Consider the following 18,198-nt stretch of genomic DNA (forward strand, 5'->3'; position numbering starts at 1 on the left):
CGTTTTTGCGATCGTAGCGTTTACAGTTCGACTAATCGTCCGCAAATGCATCGCTTTTCGCTCCGAGCGTGGTTGTCGAATAGCGCGAGCCCGGCATGGCTGTTTTGTAGCCGTTGCAATTGATTGAGATCGGGGTACAATTTTGGCGCACTCGCGACTTTGACGTATATAGCACAAACTAAAGTGCTTGCGGTAGTAGCCGCAACCGATAATAAGTTGCTCTCATCCGCTTGATTCTAAAAGAATCCTTATAAGTCATTGAAAAGGAATGGAGCCGATGAGCGGAGTTGAACCGCTGACCTACTGATTACGAATTTGCGAGGCAGGACGTAAAGTATTGATAAATATGAGAAATCGAGCGTAATCTAGTATCGGCCGAAGTTGCTGACTGACCGTAACTTAGCGGAATCGAATACAGGTAAGCCGAACTGATGACTGTTCCCCTGTTGTACCTAAAAACCGCGCCATCTGAACCGCCAAGGGGCGTTCAGGGCCGCAGTCGCAGCGCCGCGAGGACGTGCCCGGTCGGGCCCAGGAAGACAAGGTGACAGTTTCCGACCGTACGCCCGGAAACTGTCAAGGAAGACCCGATAAATCTCTCACTGAGTTGGGCTGAATTACCACATACTGCGAAAAGAATTAGTAGTGATAGGAACGCGCGACGCTGGGATATCGAGCAACAAATGCGAAAAGCCTTTGATAACATTAAACTCCCTGGGTGTAACGTTGAAGCTAATTGGTGTACATCGCCTTCATACAAATCGTTCCGACAGAGTATTGTGCAGATGCGAAGGTCCGCCAAGAGGGTGAACCCTTTCTCAACTTATCTCACCTCTCAGGCTTCAGTTTGTCTATTACCTGTAGTTTGTATCTAATGTTTAGATCCGGGACAGAACAGACGAGAATTTGATTAGGCTATTTTAGGATGACTAAGGATGCTTTACGCTGCCACCGATGCTCCTGTAATCAATCACTTACAGCTAAATTCAAATCTGTCACGGCAGAGGTCGCGGGTTTCCTAAAAAGATTTCCTAGGCGTACCGATCTACTCGTAGCCACAGGGATGATGCATGGTTCTCAGAACCATTTCCTGAAGGTTGGCCACGCTTCTCGCAGATTCTGTTTCTCATTGCGGCACACATATATCGGTATGACCTCATATGGTTGGCCCCACTCGTTTGTGGTATGCGCGACTTCGGATACGCTCGCAAACTGTTGTTCGAGAACCTCGCGCTTTTCCCCAAAGACAACCATGACCGATCCATCGTGTCCTCGCGGACCCCAATACCAGTAGTTCTGATGACCGCTGATCGCTATTGGGACATCAGGGCGGTATACATTCACAGCACTCGCCTCGCCGTAGTTGCTTACTAGAATTCCTGCCTTGGAGCGGTCCTCCGGAGAAAGAGACCAATATGCCCCAGCCAGTTTGTCTGCCATGTCTCGCCATCCTGTCATATCGGCCGTTAGTTCAGGTTGCGGCGCATGCGCCGAAGCATTGAATTCGCGTGGCTTCAGACTGGTATGAGCGATGTAGCGTACATACTCTGGGGGTGTCAGCACTGGCTGCACAATCAGTATGCCTAGAATCCCATATGCCAGAATCGAGCTGGCATATGCGGGAACGGCTATCCGTCGTGCCCATCCACTCTTCAACCATTGGTCCCATGCCACACCGCCGGCGGCAAATAACAGCGGATAAACAGGCGCTAAATAATAGTCGTTCGCGTGCAGCGCCATCATGCCTGGCAGGTACAGGATGTACAACACGCCTATCCATCGCAACCCGTTCGCCGCACGATCAGCTAACAACCAGACCAGACCGCCAAGCCACAGTAGACTCGATAGTGGACCGGTGATGAATACTTGGTTCCACAGAAACGCTCCCGGCCCGAGTCGCACGTTTATGCCCTGCGCTCCGACATTGTGCAGCCAGATCAGAGTCGGCCAACCTCGATGCACTTCCCACAGCAGATTCGGCAACGCAATCAGAACGATCAGTGCAATACACACGGCGAACCATCGGCCCCCTAACGCCCTTCGTGCTGGCGTCAGCAGAAGTGCCGCCAACATGGCAAAGAGAAAAAACGCTTCGTTCCATTTGTTCTCGAGACCTAGACCCGCCACTATTCCCGCGACTACCCACCAACGTGCCCCATCGCCGTGCACGGCCCGTAGCACCGCGTATGCAGTTCCTATCCAGAACAGGGGCTCAAAGCAGTTCATCGAAAGAATCGCATCAATTGCGAGTACTACCGGGCAGGCCATGACACCGATCATCGCGAGTATCTGCGCCAGGCGGCGGCCGCCCATCTCCCGCACCAACAATCCGGTTCCGGCAACCTCCAGTCCTCCAGCAACGGAAGGCAATATGCGAAACAGCGCGAGTGAATGCAACCCAAATACCACTTCTGAGAATCGTGCCGCCAGAGCCACAATTGGGGGCTGGTCCAGATATCCCCATGCGAGATGCCGTCCACACACGATGTAATACATCTCGTCACGAAATAGCTGATAGCCTACGCGCTGGGCGCGCAAATTCACCGCTATGTGCAACGCAACTGTGATCAGGGCAAAGACCGACGCCATTTGCACCGACTGGGATAGCCCTTCTTTCGTTGGTCGCACGCCATTCACCGTCTCGACTGGAGCTTCCTGCAAAATCCTGCTTAGACCCATGGCCTCGTTATCCTGTATTCGTTCATCGTGTTTAGTTGGGTAGCCTAGAAGTCAATCCACGGCACACCCACTCGTGAGTTGGTTTTTCTCAGGCGACACACACACAGATGAGCCTTTAGTCGCAGAGCGCCCTTTGGCATAACCTGTGTTCGGTGTCCGAAAAAGTTAAGATTTCGTCGTCGAGTATTTCGTGGCCAAATAAACTTTAGGCATAGCTGTACAAACACCAAGCCCTGGCTTTATTCCCAATATCGAATAAGCGGTAATACTCGCGAGCGATGTGATTGTCGATGACGTGCCGAAGCCACGTTGAGGATCAAATGAATCCGTTCATGCTTCCCCTTCACAAGGGATCGTTGTGAATACGTCTGGTTGATCTGATCTGGAGAGGATTGATCAGTCGAACAAAAGAGCTTCTGTCGCTGCGGCAACGTCCTGTTTCCGCATCAAGCTTTCGCCAACAAGAAAGGTTCGGGCCCCAGAGGCAGAGAGACGCAGGATGTCTGCGTGATTTGATATGCCACTCTCGCTAACGATGACCCGTCCCTTTGGAATTTGTGATGCCAATTTCTCGGTCGTGTCCAGCGAAACTTCGAAAGTGCGCAGATCGCGGTTATTGATGCCGACGAGCTTCGTTTCGAGTGGGAGGGCGCGCTCTAGCTCCTGGCCGTTATGCACCTCGACCAGTACATCCATTTCGAGATCATGGGCTGCATGCACCAGTTCACGAGCCTCAACATCATTAACGCTGGCCATAATGACGAGAATGCAATCGGCACCCCAAGTGCGGGCTTCATCGACCTGGTAGGGCTCAAAGAGAAAGTCCTTGCGCAGAACGGGCAGACCTGACGCTTCGCGCGCAAGCCGAAGGTAATCCGGATGGCCCTGGAAGGATGGCTCGTCGGTTAGGACTGAAAGACAGCTGGCTCCTCCTTCGACATAAGCACGCGCCAAGGCGGCAGGATCGAAGTCTGGACGAAGCAGTCCTTTTGACGGACTTGCTTTCTTGATCTCGGCGATCAGTGCCGGACGACCCGAGGAAAGATGCCTTTCAATAGCAGCCGCGAAGCCCCGCGGGGTGGGCGCTTGTCGAGCTAACTTTCGCATCGCTTCGGCGGAAGTTTTTTGTTTGGCGAGGAGAATTTCCTGTCGTTTGTAGACTTCAATCTTAGCGAGAATGTCGGGTTTCGAGGTCGTCTGGGTGCTCACTTCAATTTTCCATTCTTCATATAACAGTTCCGCATCGAATTTTTTCCCGGCAAGCTTCATGGGTGCCACGGTCCACTCGCTTGTGGTTTTTGGGTGTAGTTGAATGCGTAGTTGAGTTCAGACCGGGTGCGTATTCACGCCATCGTTGCTAACCTCAGAAGTCGAAGTCTCTATATAAACTGTGACCTTAGGTTCAACTTAACTCATCCCTCCGCTTTATTCGTGTCTATTACTGTGGTTTGTATCGAGTATTGCGGCGGGCGGAACTATTTTGTCCGGATGACTAGCTTGCCGGGGTTGCCAGCAACCGAACCACTATAAGCATGGTCTGCTTCTTCCATCGGCAGCTCAGCTTTGACGAAAGCTTTCAATTCCCCGGAATCGAAGCGCTTGCCCAAGGAAGCTAATTGTTCTCCATCCTGTTCGACAATGAAAAAAGCACTCTTTACGCGTGAATCGGCACTCGCTTCTGCGTCCGCAGCAATCGTGACCAACCTGCCACCAGGCTTGAGAAGATCCCAGGATCTGTCCAAGGTTTCTCCGGCCACGGTATCGAAGATTACATCGACTAGGCCTGCCTCTTCAAAACGGTGCTCGCGATAATCGATGACCTCATTGGCTCCGAGCTGCTGTACAAAATCGATGTTTGACTTGGACGACGTGGCAATCACATACGCTCCCTGCGATTTAGCTAGTTGAACTGCGAAAAGCCCCACCGCCCCAGCCCCTCCGTGTATAAGGACTCGTTCGCCTTTCTGTAATTTTGCTCGGACATGCAGTCCCTGCCATGCCGTCAGCAAGCTAATCGGGGCTGAGGCCGCTTCGATGTGGGACAGAGAAGGCGGCTTCAGAGAAAGATTCGATGGTTTTGTTATGCAGAACTCAGCCGTAGCACCCTCTGCAAACCAATCGTTCAGGCCGAAAACAGCATCTCCCAGACTGTAGCCAAGTGCTCCCGCGCCTAACCCCGCAACTGTACCTGAGAATTCATGTCCAGGAATTGCCTTGGATCGGGCTGAACCGTCCGCATAGTGGCTGGTGGGATACCAAAGCTTCTCGGTAGGGGTTACTCCAACGGCGGAGATTTGAATTAAGATTTCGCCCGCTTGCGGCTCGGGAACCGGACGTCTTACCGGCTGCAGGTTCAGTTTGTCTGAAAACTCCATTGCCTTCATATCTGCCATTGCTTCACTCCTTTAAACTCGCTGTATTAGTTGTGATTCCCGCTATCAGGACGTAGCGCCATTTGCGGTGTTGTGCTCGCTAAACTTCATGATCGACTTAAAAAATTGCCCAAGTTTCGGTGGGCCGCAAAGTTTTCGAATTCATAGCAACTCCACGTAAGCAATATTGCTTCAGGCAAGATGTCTTTACCCGAGAACTGCGATCCACGACAGCCGAAGCTAGGAAGCGGGAGTGAGAATTGGTGCTCCTTCGTTCTTGACGAAAAATACGATGAACTTCGCTGGTTTGGTCTTGCTCGCATTACGACACACGGTGTGAACGTCTTCAGGCGATTCGTAAAAGACCTGTCCTTGGCCAAGCCGCTGAAGCGTGCCTCCGCGAACTTGCATTTCAACTTCTCCTTCGAGAACGTATACAACCGCATGTGCATCATGCCGATGGATCGCGTCGACAGCCCCTGGTGCGTAATTGACGGTAACGACTTGAATCTCTTTACCTGGTGCTTCGGGTAGCTTCCTCGTTAGGAGTGTAGCCACATTTTGGGCGTGTATTGTCGTGCCCACCAGGCCAACGACGAATAGAGAGAGGATAAACTTCTTCATGTTAAGCATTGTGTTTCTGTCCTTTCGCGACGACTTTGACGAAGACTATCGGGTAACCGATCTGTGTTACTGACACTCTGTTGTTCAACCCTCTAATCCTGGGCCGTCCTCGCCGACCTCAACATGTAGAGCTTGCAGAAGACCTGACATACGAATCGCGCAACCGTCTGCTCAGTTTAAGTCGCTGGTATTCTGTAGGACTTAGACCACACACCTCTCGAAATATCCGAGCAAAGTGTTGTTGCGTTTTGAAACCACAGGCCAGAGCGATATCGATCATTCGTAGATTCAACGATACGAGCAATTCTTTGGCGTGCTGCACTCTTTGTTGCAATACGAATTGGTGTGGGCTTTCACCCATCGACTTTTTGAAGATGTGAGAAAAGTGAGTAATGCTCAGCCCCGTGACTGCTGCCATGTCGGCAAGGCTTATATCTTCGCTGATTCTCGATCGTACAAGGTCTATGACATTACGACGCCCAACGTCACTAAGCCCACCTTTGATCGGGCGCGTAGCCTTCATTGAAAGAGAGTAAGTTTGCACTAAAACTGCGGCCAATGCCACTTCAATAGACTGAAGAAATAATTGGCCACTGGGGTAACCAGATGCTCTTTCGATATTGACTGCAGTCATCAACGCCGTGAGCCGCGGATCCTTGAGCTTGTGAATACTCTGCAGCTCTATCTCTCTATTCGCTTCACCGGCAGCCTCGCTTAGGCGGAAATCAGACACTTCAAAATGAAGCCCTCTTATTTGATCGTGGCTTTGGACGAGCGCAACACGTTGCCGACAACATAAAGCAATCTCGCCTGACACGTATTCAAATCGTTCCGTTGGAGAGCCGTCGATGCTGAGAAAATCAATAGCTCCAGGCTGAAGCACCATCACCACGTATTGAGACTCATGCTCCACTTTGAGTGGCTTTGTAGAAAGAGATACTAATTCGACCCTCAATGACATCTGCCTAAATCCTTACTAACGTACAGAGAACCCAATAAATGTTAACTAAGCTAACGTTGGCGGCCCTCTAGGAAAGGATGCAGTTTTTAGAGAAAGGATGCAGCCTTCCTCTTTAGGACCGCAGTAGGAACAAAAGAAGTTCCGTGTTTTCAACGATCAGCTAACAGGTGACAGGTGACCGATTACGTCATTTGCCATATGACTCGCTATCTTGGCAAACAGAACGACATCAAGTGCTTTATCTATGTGAGCGGGGCACAAAGCTATGGCGTTGATTATTGGAATGAAGCGGTTATGATGTGTCATGATTTCGAGCCAAATTAGATTGGGAGTTTGATTTTGTTCTCTCAACAATTGGAGAAAACAGAGCACTCTTTGAACCACAGGGTGAATACTGTCGCTGGATTCAAAATGAATCCTGATAACTCCAATTCCACGTTGCATCGCATCTGGTTCGAGCAAGGCCTTCCAAATGCCTCGATCGCTGAGCGGGAGGATGGCTCCCTCTGCGGTCTCATCTAATACTGCAGCACGAAAGAACGCTAATGCCATTGCTATTTGTTCTGGGTAAACAGCAGGTATTTCGGGCTGTCCGTTGGTAATGGTCATAACTCTCTCCACGTAGTTCTCGGCATACTGCCAGTCTTTCCGGATGACAGGATCGCCCTATGGGCGCCGTGAACCCGTGACGTCTGGTGGCCCAAACTCACGCAGGCGTTAGGAGATCATGATTGAATGGGCCTGAACCTCATTGACCGGATGAACGATGTGCTCTGGGGCTGTTTCATCCAACGTCTGTCACCGTCACCCATTTACGTTATCCCTACACTCTGGTCGGGTGTAGTTGGCGGAGGGCATGATCGCAAGGATCCGTCTCCTCAAAGGTGCCTGCCACAGCGAAACTGACTGGACATCATGTCATTGCGCAATCTTCCTGTAGTACAACTTTTTTCCTACCTCGACGTTCCGGATTGCTATTCGGAATCGGTGAAGGGAGATGCCGCTATCACGTCGACGGCATTAGGAGCTTTGTAACCGGGGATAAGGCGCTCACAGATGCTGGAGTTCACGGTGCCGTAGGTCGTGCCGGGCTTGTACGCAAAACCGGCAAAGTACTCTTGGATGAACGCTTTCTTGAAGTGTTTCCGAGGGTATCTCGCAACGACTTCCTCGCGCACCTCCGAAGGAAACTGGTCGAAACCTCTTCCAAGAACATCGAGACCGACTCCCGAATAGAGTAGAGCTACTTCGGGGCGCATGTGCTGAGTGACACCGGGAGTGGTGTGCAGAGCGATGGCCGTCCATGCAATTTCTACCCGCTCTTCGGGGACCTTATGTGCAGTGAGAAACTGACGGGCCGCGTTTGCGCCATCGACCTCGAAGCGTTCGTCTGGGCTCGAGAATTTCTTAAGGAGGCCAAAATCGTGAAATGCAGCCGCGACGTAGAGAAGTTCTGGATCAAAGCGAAGCTTTCGTTGGCGGCCCTGCTCCGCCGCGAAGAAGTAGACACGAATCGAGTGATTAAAGAGCAGATCCGTGGAATGCTCACGCAGGAGACCGGTAGCTTCTTTCGCAAGCAAGGAGTCGGGAATGACAAGGGAGGATGATAAATTTGACATCGTTATATCCTTTCTGGATCCCCCAGTAGACTGAGGGATCTTATCGATTTGGTTGTTGTTATTCTTTGCTTCAGCTAAACATGCACAGGACACTAACGTGGTGACGCCAGCCGCAACTATACCCTTCAACACTGTGCGTCGTGACCGATCGTGCACTGACTCTGGTCCCTTATTACACCTCTTGAGCGACAACTTAATTTCTCCAATTCCAGTCTCGTTAAGTACTACTCAGATCCTCACATCACGAGCACTAGCTGGCACCAGGTCTATCTTCGAATAGTGGCCACTTTTTCAAGTTATCTCGCCTCTTAGATTCAAGTGTGCCTATTACTATCGTTTGTATCTAATTTTGTGATCTGTGACAGAACAGACGAGAAGTTCAGCTCTTCCCATACATATCCGGGAGTTTGTTGAAATTCAGGCATTGATGCACTTTTTTCCATCCTTCCGTCCCGGACTGCCATTCGGAATCGTGGAGTGCTCACGCAGGAGATCACCGGCTTCTTTCGCAAGCAAGGAGTCGAGAACGACGAGAGATTTGACATCGCTATCTCTTTTCTAGACCAATTCTAGGAGCTTGCCGAAGCGGGCGCCACGACATAAATGCCGCAATTTAGGACATGGAATGTGAACCACACTCTACGGAAAAACAACACCCGTGCGATGCTGGTGCATTGAGTCACGATGGAGACGTCTTCGATGTTGTTGCATGCGAAGGATTTGCGCAGCACGAGACGCAAAGAACGTCGCTAGAGGCGGGAAGGATAGGTACTCGCCATAGGGCGAGATCTGCGAACCCGTAATCTGGCCTTCACCGGGAATAGCTGGCCATCGGCAACCGTGGTTCTTGCCCGATACCAGAAACAATGAGTTCGTGACCCATGACGATAATATTGGTTTTCGTTTTCTGACTTCGCTCGCGACTTTCGACAAGATCCGGCGGCAACAGTCGGCGGTATGAGCTCAAGGCAATTTAGAGGGTCACTCGTCTTCTACCGTGGATTGCTCAACTTTGCATAGCCCAAATACGTAATAAAACAGCGCGAGCAGTACAAGCCAGAGCGGACCGACTAGTAAAGCGATACGCGTATCGGGGAAATAAGCCATCAACGCGGTGACCAAGACCAGAAACGCTAATGCCATCCATGATGCGTATGGATAAAAGGGCACGCGGAGAATCAGCCGACCGCGCTCGGTGTCGTTTAAGCCTTGCCGAAATTTCATCTCCGTGATGAGCACGATACTCCATGTCCAGATAGCCCCGAAGGTTGCGATAGAAGTCACCCAGACGAACACTCTCGCTGGCACCAGATAATTGAGTAACACACCAAGCAACAACATCGCGACAGACGCCCAAATCGCACGTCGCGGTACTCCGCCTCGTGAGGTGATCGCAAACATACGCGGTGCCTGGCCCTGTTGAGCGAGATTGTAGAGCATGCGGCCTGTACTGTAGATGCCGCCATTGCACGACGACAGCGCGGCGGTGAGCACCACGAAGTTGATGATACCTGCGGCCGATTTAACGCCAAGCCGCCGGAATGTGATCTCAAATGGACTGCCATGGGTGCCAAGTTCATTCCATGGATAAATCGACAGGATCACGAACAGGGCGCCGACATAGAAAAGTAGAATGCGCCAGAATACTGAGTTGATCGCATCCGGAATTGACTTATTCGGATTTTCTGCTTCACCAGCAGCAAGTCCGATCATCTCCACTCCTAGATATGCGAACATAACCATTTGCATCGCCATCAATACGCCCTTGGCGCCGTTGGGCATGAAGCCGCCATTGGACCAAAGATTGTGGATACCTGTCGCAACCCCATGATTACCAAGACCACACATAATCATGGCGCTGCCGCCGACGATCATCATCACAATGGTCACGACCTTGACCATGGCGAACCAGTACTCGAATTCGCCGTAAGCTTTTACCGCGGCAAGATTGACCGCGCTCATCGCCGCGAGCGCAGCCAGGGTCCAGATCCATTGCGGCACAGTGGGGAACCAGATCCCCATATAGATGCCGACTGCGGTAATTTCGGCAATGCAAGTTACCAGCCACATGAACCAATAGTTCCAGCCAGTCAGGTAACCAGGAAGTGGGCCTAAATAATTCTGGGCGTATCGACTGAATGAACCGGCTACCGGTTTATGTACAGCCATTTCGCCCAGGGCTCGCATGATGATGAATATCGCCGAGCCACCGACGATGTAAGAGATCAGAATTGCCGGACCCGCGAGCTTGATTGCAGTCGCCGAACCTAAAAACAAACCCACTCCAATGGTCGATCCCAAAGCCATCAGGCGAATGTGGCGTTCCTGTAGGCTGCGCCGTAACTCTTGTTCGTTCATCTTCAGTGTGTCCAGTGACGTAACTATATTGTGATCTGTTGCGTGAAATAGAGGTGTGCGGCCAGAGTTGCTCCAAAGTCTATGTCGCGACGAATCGACATTCGCGCACGACCTTAAATGGCGTTGTAGAAAGAGATAATCAGTTGAATATCGATGCGAACAGTGACCTTAAATTCAACTTATATCGCTCTCCGATTTCAGTGTGTCTATTCAGTTCGTTTGTGCCTAATTTTGAGAGGTTTAAGCGAAAGCGAGGAGGCTAGCTCTTTACATGCCGTAGAAACGCCAATGTTAGATAACTAACATTTTGAGTCCGGTGATGATTCTGAGGACTCCCACAGACATCTTCCCGAACTTCTTTAGCGAACAGATAGGCGCAAACGTTCATCAGGCGAGCACCTTCTTGCCAAGGGCCTTCAACCATTTCAGTCGTCCTTGAGATCAAGGCAACCTCCGGACACAAGTCGTTATATAAATCGCAGTTCACGGAGATGCCGACGACAGACGCCCATTTAAGGTTTTATTGCTCAATGGTAAAGCCAGTCTCCTTTCCTGCACTAAACAATCGAACGCGCCGCTAACAGTGTTTTTTCTGGGCAGATTTTGCATCTTTAAAGCATCATTTACAATCTGTATATATACGATACGTGTCGTTTTGTATTGTGCTCAATAGAAGCTGTCAAACTGTGACTGGCTCTATGCGCGGAATTGGAGAAATGAAATGTGGATCGTCAAAATAGCGTTGAGGAGACCTTATACGTTTATTGTTCTGGCGCTTCTCATTCTTATTCTGAGCCCGATCGTCATTTTAAGAACGCCGACAGACATCTTCCCGAGCATTAATATTCCGGTTGTCGCCGTTGCTTGGACTTACACAGGCCTCAGCCCGGAAGAGACCGAAGGGCGTATCACTACGGTTTACGAACGCATCCTGACTACAACCGTCGACAACATCGAGCATATTGAGTCCACAACGGTAAACGGCACGGCGATCGTCAAAATATTCTTACAGCCGAATGCAAGTATTGATCGTGCGAACGCTCAGGTGACTGCGATTTCCCAGACTATTCTGCGCTTTTTGCCTCCTGGCGCACTTCCTCCCCTTGTCGTTGATTTCAATGCATCGACTGTTCCCATCCTTCAACTGGGTCTTTCGGGAAGGGGTCTCACGGAGTCTCAGCTCAATGACATAGCGTTGAACTTTCTGCGTACTCAGCTAGTTACGGTTCCGGGTTCTTCGGTTCCGTTTCCCTACGGCGGAAAGCTACGCCAGGTTATGGTGAACCTCAATCAGGGCCTTTTACAGTCCAAGGGGCTCTCACCTAACGATGTGCTCACTGCCCTTGGCAATCAAAATTTCATTTTGCCCGGTGGCACGACCAAGATCGGAGACTTTGAGTACGACGTTGATCTCAATGGGGATGTTAAAGCAGTCCAGGAACTCAATGATCTACCTATAAAGATGGTTGGAAGTTCTACCATCTATCTCCGCGACGTCGCAACGGTTAGCGACGGATTCGCGCCGCAGACAAATATCGTTCGTCAAAACGGCGCTCGAGGTGTTCTGGTCCCCGTACTTAAGGCGGGAGATGCTTCAACCATTGACGTAGTCAATGGTATCCGTAAAATGCTTCCGCGTATTGAACAGACACTTCCTCCAGAACTCAAAATCCAACCGCTTTCAGATCAATCCGTGTTCGTTCAGGGTTCCATCAACGGCGTTATTCGCGAAGCTATCATCGCCGCGGCACTTACCGGTTTGATGATCCTCCTCTTCTTGGGAAGCTGGCGCAGCACCGTTATCATCGCGGTATCCATCCCACTTTCGATCTTGACCTCTGTGATGGCCCTAAGCTTTCTTCACGAGACCATCAACATCATGACGCTTGGCGGCCTTGCGCTAGCCGTCGGAATTCTCGTCGATGATGCCACCGTTACGATTGAAAATATCGAGCGTCATCTCGAAGATGGCGCTCCACTCCATAACGGCATCCTCGGCGGCGCTGCGCAGATCGCCGTTCCGGCGTTGGTCTCGACCCTTTGCATTTGCATTGTCTTCCTTCCAATGTTCTTCCTCACCGGCGTTGCGAAGTTCCTGTTCGTTCCGCTGGCCGAGGCGGTCATTTTTGCCATGCTGGCGTCGTACGTGCTATCTCGTACTCTGGTCCCCACGTTGGCCCTGTATCTATTGAAGGCCAAGCATCACGATGACCCGAAGTCAAATAACCCATTCGCTCGGCTTCAGAGAGGATTCGAGCGGCTCTTCGAGAGAGCTCGCAATTCATATTCTTCTGTACTCATCGGACTCATTTCTGGGAGAAAGATCTTCGTTCCCAGCTTCTTGCTGGTATGCATATGTGCCTTCGCTCTTGTTCCGTTCCTTGGCCAGGACTTCTTTCCAGCTACGGACAGTGGACAGTTCATACTTCATGTGCGCGCCAAGACTGGAACGCGTATCGAAGAAACAGCCCGTCTGGCAGATGACGTTGAAGCTCGTATTCGGCAGACTATACCTGCTTCCGAAGTTGACAATATCCTCGACAACATTGGTCTACCATTCAGCCCCCTCAACTACATTTACAACAACTCCGGCTTGACCGGAGCCGCCGATGCTGACGTGCTCGTCTCTCTGAACGAAAAGCATCATAAAACCGGCGACTATGTACGAACTCTCCGCGAGACGCTTCCCCGCGAATTTCCTGGGGCGACGTTCGCGTTCCTCCCCGCCGACATTATGACTCAGACGTTGAACTTCGGCCTGCCTGCGCCAATTGATATTCAGATCGACGGTCCGGATGTCAACGCAAACCTTGAAGTGGCTAAGACAATGATTTCGCAGCTAAGTCACGTTCGCGGCATCACTGATCTGCGTATTCAACAGCAGTCTGACTATCCCAAGTTTCACATCGATGTGGATCGGACTAAGGCGGCTCAGGGAGGGTTCACTGAGCGCGACGTCGCCAATAGCACGCTGATCTCTTTGAGTAGCAGCTTCCAGATTGCCCCCATGTTTTATCTCAACCCGAAAAACGGAGTTTCGTACAACATTGTGGCACAGACGCCCCAATACAAAATTCAGTCGGGTCAAGACCTTCAGAACATTCCTATCAGCGGTTCAAACCAGAAAAGGCCTGCGATCCTTACCGATGTCGCTTCAATTAAGCGCACGAGTGAACTCGGCTCGATCAATCACTACAACATCCGACGCGTCGTTGATATCTATGCATCCGTACAGGATCGGGATCTGGGTGCAGTCGGTCGTGAAGCCACTCGTATCGTTGATGCCAATCGAAAGACACTTCCTCGCGGTAGCTTCGTGACACTCCGCGGCCAGTACGGCACGATGCGTAGTTCTTACATTGGCCTGATTGGTGGTCTTGGTTTTGCGATCATTCTGGTCTACCTCCTCATCGTGGTTAATTTCCAGTCATGGCTAGACCCTTTCATTATCATCACCGCACTTCCTGCGGCACTAGCTGGAATCGTCCTGTTCTTATTTATCACGCACACAACGCTTAGCGTTCCCGCTCTGATGGGCGCCATTATGTGTATGGGAGTTGCCACTGCAAATAGCGTTCTGGTCGTGTCCTTCGCAAAAGAGAGATTGCTTCATCACAGAGAGCCGATCACTGCAGCGATCGAAGCGGGTTCCACTCGGTTTCGCCCAGTAATCATGACTGCTCTGGCCATGATCATTGGGATGGTTCCCATGGCCCTTGGTCTAGGCGATGGCGGTGAACAGAATGCGCCTCTCGGGCGAGCGGTGATCGGAGGTTTGTTCTGTGCGACGATAGCCACCTTAATCTTTGTCCCTTCTGTATTCGCACTTTTGCATGGAAGGTCCAAATCCACGGACGAACAGGTCCTAACAGAGTCGGCGAACTAACCTATTCACGCGCAATCGATGCGTTTGCAAATGGAAAGAGAATATGACGATCGAGAATGATCCATCAGAAGTTGTTCAGGCCAATGCAGAACTGCTCACAACACCATCATTGAAAATGGTATCTGGGCCGATGTTGGCTGGACTGAGTGTTGCGGCTCTTGTCGTTGGCGCCATCATTTATGGTGGCATCCACGCACGCGCTCAGGCGGAGACCGATCTAGGTCTTCGCACCGAGCATGCATCGGTGCCGACAGTGAATGTCGTTCGGCCAAAGTCGGGAGCAATGTCTCAGGAGATCGTATTGCCTGGCAACACCCAGGCATACAACGACACACCTATCTATGCCAGAACAAACGGGTATCTTACGCACTGGTATGTAGATATCGGAACTCACGTGATGCAAGGACAACTTCTTGCAGAGATCGACACTCCGGAGATCAATCGACAGCTTGAGCAGGCACGTGCAGATCTAAAGAACGCAGAGGCCAATGAACAACTGGCAGAGATTACTGCGGAACGCTGGAAAAACCTACTCAAAACCAGTTCTGTTTCCAAACAGGAGACCGATCAGGCTATCAGCGATCTCAGTGCTCGCCAAGCAGCGGTAGATTCAAAGATTGCAGACGTGCATCGTTTGGAAGAGTTGCAATCATTTGAAAAGGTCTATGCACCTTTTAGTGGCGTTATCACTGCGAGAAATACGGATATTGGCGCACTTATCAATGCAGGCGCCGGTGGTGTACCGCAAGAGCTCTTCCACATGGCGGCAGTAGACCGCCTACGCGTCTACGTTGCTGTGCCGGAGGTCGACTCGTTGGCTGCACAAGTTGGAGCCAAGGCAACACTGGCTCTCGACGAATTTCCCGATGAAATATTTGAGGGCAAGATCGTACGCGATTCCCATTCGATCGATTCGGCCTCGAGGACGCTCAATGTCGAGGTTGATGTCGAGAATGCAAAAGAACGTATCAAGACCGGCGCATACGTATTTGTGCACCTCAAAATCCCCCGGCAGACCGAGACTTCTGTTCAATCGCTCACTATCCCAGCCAACACCCTGCTGTTTCGGTCAGAAGGTTTGCGCGTCGGTGTAGTTCGGAATAACCGTGTTGCGCTTACTCCGATCAAGATTGGTCGCGACTTCGGGGCCACAGTTGAAGTAGTCTCCGGTCTTCTGCCAACAGACAACGTCATCTTAAATCCTTCAGATTCGCTCAGTGGCGGTAGAGAGGTTCAGATAGGTCGACCACAGGTCGGAGGCTCGAAGTGAACCGTCATCTCACTTTCGCCAGTTTATTTGGTGCAGGTCTTCTTCTCAGTGGCTGCATGGTCGGCCCCAAATACGTCAAGCCAACTGCTCCCTTAACCCCTTCATTCAAGGAACAGTCGCCAGAATACTTCAAAGAGGGGGCTGAGTGGACACCATCTACTCCACAAGATCAGGCGTTTCGCGGGAAATGGTGGGAGCTCTTCGGTGACCCGGAACTCAATGCGCTTGAAGACGAACTAACAGTGTCTAATGAGAATCTGAAGGTGGTAGAGGCTCGACTCCGCCAAGCGCGTTCGGTCATTCGCTTCAATCGCGCCGCTCAGTTCCCAACTATTACCACTTCACCAAATTTTGCCAATGAGCGGCAATCCGCTAATCAGCCATACTTTCCACTTTCACAGGTGAACAATGGTACGGGCTCTTTCACCATGCCCTTCGATCTATCTTATGAAGTGGATTTATGGGGAAAGATTCGACGTACCGTAACCGCCTCGCGAGAGGAAGCGCAGGCGACCGCAGCAGACGTCGAAACGGCTAGTTTAAGCCTCCATTCCGAACTGGCCGTCGACTATTTCGAACTCCGCAGTGCTGACGCGCAAAAACAACTTCTCGATGAAACAGTAAAAGATTACGCCGATGCGTTGGAGCTCACGCAGAACCGCTTCGAAGGAGGAGCTGCTCCTAAATCTGATGTGGCTCAGGCGAAGACACAGCTCGATGCAGCAAGAGTTCAGGACACTGATATCACAGTGATTCGTGCTCAGTATGAGCATGCCATCGCAACATTGATTGGAAAACCGCCTGCCGAATTCCGCGTATCTTTCTCTCCTAAGACACCTCTACAACTTCCAAGCATCCCAGTGAGTCTTCCCTCAGTACTCCTTGAGCGCCGACCTGATATCGCCGCCAATGAACGCCGTGTCGCTGAAGCCAACGATCAAATTGGAATCGCTCGCGCAGCGTTTTTTCCGTCCTTGATTCTAGGAGCGCAAGGTGGGTTCACAGGCACTTCCATCATAAATTGGTTTAATTGGCCCAGTCGTATGTGGGCGGTAGGGTCTCAGATTTCGGAGCCTCTGTTCGACGCGGGACGACGCAGCGCCGTCACTCAATCAGCAACTGCCAACTATGACGGTACCGTTGCTTCTTATCGGCAGACAACGCTCACTGCGTTCCAGGAAGTAGAAGACAACCTTGCAGCCTTACGCATTCTAGAAACTGAAGCGGTACAACAGGAACGAGCCACGGCCTCCGCGGCTGAGGCGCTTCAACTCTTTACAAACCGATACGAGGGCGGTGTCGACAACTATCTGCAGGTCATTACCGCGCAAACGGTGCTGCTGACGAACCAACGCAATGACATCGATATTAAACGACGGCGCATGGACGCTAGTGTTCTTCTCGTAAAAGCCGTTGGTGGAGGATGGGACACGACCCAACTGCCCAAATACTAGATATCCTTCAGCGGAGCTCATCTTCGGGTCTGCGAAGATGTACGGGTGTGAGGTCTTCACCTCCACCTCCCTTCATTATTTATCCGACGAAAAGGTTCTCTCGCAGAGTTGAATCTCGATGGTCTCGAAGGATCTGGTGCAGACTGTCTCCGGATTTCTTGCCTTCCCTCATTTCATATTAAAAGGAATGGGATGAGGGTGAAAGCCGTTCTGAAGTGAGAAGGTTAGAAGACGATACGTATAGTTTATGATTATGAATTGTCATCCAAAGATGTAATCCAATGGTGCGACAGAGCGGGCTAACAGCTACGTGATGCAGACAGTTTTACCTGTAGCGCTACTCGGGCTTGCTTCATCGAGAGATCAATGACTGAACTCAAAAGTCGAGGCCGACATCGGAGTGACGAATCGGAAAGAGCAATATTGACCGCTACCCTTCACCTTTTGAAGCAGCAGCCTTTACGCGATATCACGATTGAGGCAATCGCTCGAGAGGCAGGCGTTGGAAAGGTGACTATATACAGGTGGTGGCCGAGCAAGGCCTATGTCGCGTTAGACGCCTTTAGCAAAACGATGAACAAGACCATATCGGTCCCCGACACTGGTAACGGAGAAAATGATCTCGTAGAGTTGCTTCGCTTAACCATGAATTTCTACTCCTCCACCGGACAGATGTTCAGTGAGTTCTTAGCGGAGTGCAAGAATGACCCTCAATTTGCAATCGTTTTCCGAGAGCGCTTTTTGAAACCGCGCCGTGAAGCGTCCCGGGAAGTTTTGGAACGTGCAATCAATCGCGGGGAGATCGATTCGGCAGTCGATCGAGAGGTCGTTTTAGATATGATCTTTGGTCCTATGGTCTTTCGGCTGATGGCCGGGCACGGCCCGCTCAATAGGAAAGAGGCGGCGACGATGATTTCAACATTGTTTCGCGGTATAGAAAACCGCAGTTCGAAGGCTAGATAAGTCGAATTCGGC

At 51.1% G+C, this 18,198-nt stretch carries 12 protein-coding genes; 4 read left to right on the forward strand and 8 right to left on the reverse strand.

What is annotated here, in order from left to right; genetic code table 11:
• Positions 1–1,077: 1,077 nt before the first annotated feature.
• From HDF14_RS01705 to HDF14_RS01740, 8 genes are all read right to left on the reverse strand, one after another.
• Entirely contained in the window at positions 1,078–2,679 is a 1,602-nt protein-coding gene (locus tag HDF14_RS01705) for a glycosyltransferase family 39 protein (RefSeq protein ID WP_183972935.1), read from the reverse strand.
• 396 nt (positions 2,680–3,075) lie between these two features.
• A complete protein-coding gene (gene trpC, locus HDF14_RS01710) occupies positions 3,076–3,948 on the reverse strand; it encodes an indole-3-glycerol phosphate synthase TrpC (RefSeq protein WP_183973658.1) in 873 nt (290 codons plus the stop codon).
• A gap of 206 nt (positions 3,949–4,154) precedes the next feature.
• Positions 4,155–5,072, reverse strand: coding sequence for an NADP-dependent oxidoreductase (locus HDF14_RS01715; protein WP_183972936.1), 918 nt, complete (start codon positions 5,070–5,072; stop codon positions 4,155–4,157).
• Positions 5,073–5,291: 219 nt separating this feature from the next.
• Entirely contained in the window at positions 5,292–5,675 is a 384-nt protein-coding gene (locus HDF14_RS01720) for a cupin domain-containing protein (RefSeq protein ID WP_260697946.1), read from the reverse strand.
• Positions 5,676–5,793: 118 nt separating this feature from the next.
• Positions 5,794–6,636, reverse strand: a complete 843-nt coding sequence (locus HDF14_RS01725) for a helix-turn-helix domain-containing protein (RefSeq protein ID WP_183972940.1) — start codon at positions 6,634–6,636, stop codon at positions 5,794–5,796.
• Positions 6,637–6,792: 156 nt separating this feature from the next.
• On the reverse strand, positions 6,793–7,245 hold the full coding sequence (locus HDF14_RS01730; protein WP_183972942.1) for a hypothetical protein: 453 nt from the start codon (positions 7,243–7,245) through the stop codon (positions 6,793–6,795).
• A 365-nt stretch (positions 7,246–7,610) separates the two neighbouring features.
• Positions 7,611–8,255: an HD domain-containing protein gene (locus HDF14_RS01735; RefSeq protein WP_183972945.1), complete on the reverse strand. Its 645-nt coding sequence runs from the start codon at positions 8,253–8,255 to the stop codon at positions 7,611–7,613.
• Between the two features lie 981 nt (positions 8,256–9,236).
• Positions 9,237–10,613, reverse strand: a complete 1,377-nt coding sequence (locus HDF14_RS01740) for an amino acid permease (protein ID WP_183972947.1) — start codon at positions 10,611–10,613, stop codon at positions 9,237–9,239.
• Between the two features lie 721 nt (positions 10,614–11,334).
• Between HDF14_RS01740 and HDF14_RS01745 the strand changes: the two genes are divergently transcribed.
• The 4 genes from HDF14_RS01745 to HDF14_RS01760 all read left to right on the forward strand — a co-directional run bounded on the left by HDF14_RS01745 (position 11,335) and on the right by HDF14_RS01760 (position 18,186).
• Entirely contained in the window at positions 11,335–14,499 is a 3,165-nt protein-coding gene (locus tag HDF14_RS01745; protein WP_183972949.1) for an efflux RND transporter permease subunit, read from the forward strand.
• A gap of 43 nt (positions 14,500–14,542) precedes the next feature.
• The gene (locus HDF14_RS01750; protein WP_183972951.1) at positions 14,543–15,769 is read left to right on the forward strand and encodes an efflux RND transporter periplasmic adaptor subunit; all 1,227 of its coding nucleotides are present in this window, start codon (positions 14,543–14,545) and stop codon (positions 15,767–15,769) included.
• Positions 15,766–17,223 carry an efflux transporter outer membrane subunit gene (locus tag HDF14_RS01755; RefSeq protein ID WP_313899459.1) on the forward strand — a complete coding sequence of 486 codons (1,458 nt, stop codon included), beginning with the start codon at positions 15,766–15,768 and terminating at the stop codon, positions 17,221–17,223. Before HDF14_RS01750 ends, HDF14_RS01755 begins: the two co-directional genes overlap by 4 nt.
• A 423-nt stretch (positions 17,224–17,646) precedes the next feature.
• A complete protein-coding gene (locus tag HDF14_RS01760; protein WP_260697947.1) occupies positions 17,647–18,186 on the forward strand; it encodes a TetR/AcrR family transcriptional regulator in 540 nt (179 codons plus the stop codon).
• The last annotated feature ends 12 nt before the right edge of the window (positions 18,187–18,198 follow it).

The sequence above is a fragment of the Tunturiibacter gelidiferens genome, from assembly GCF_014201335.1.
In the GTDB taxonomy this organism is placed as follows: domain Bacteria; phylum Acidobacteriota; class Terriglobia; order Terriglobales; family Acidobacteriaceae; genus Edaphobacter; species Edaphobacter lichenicola_E.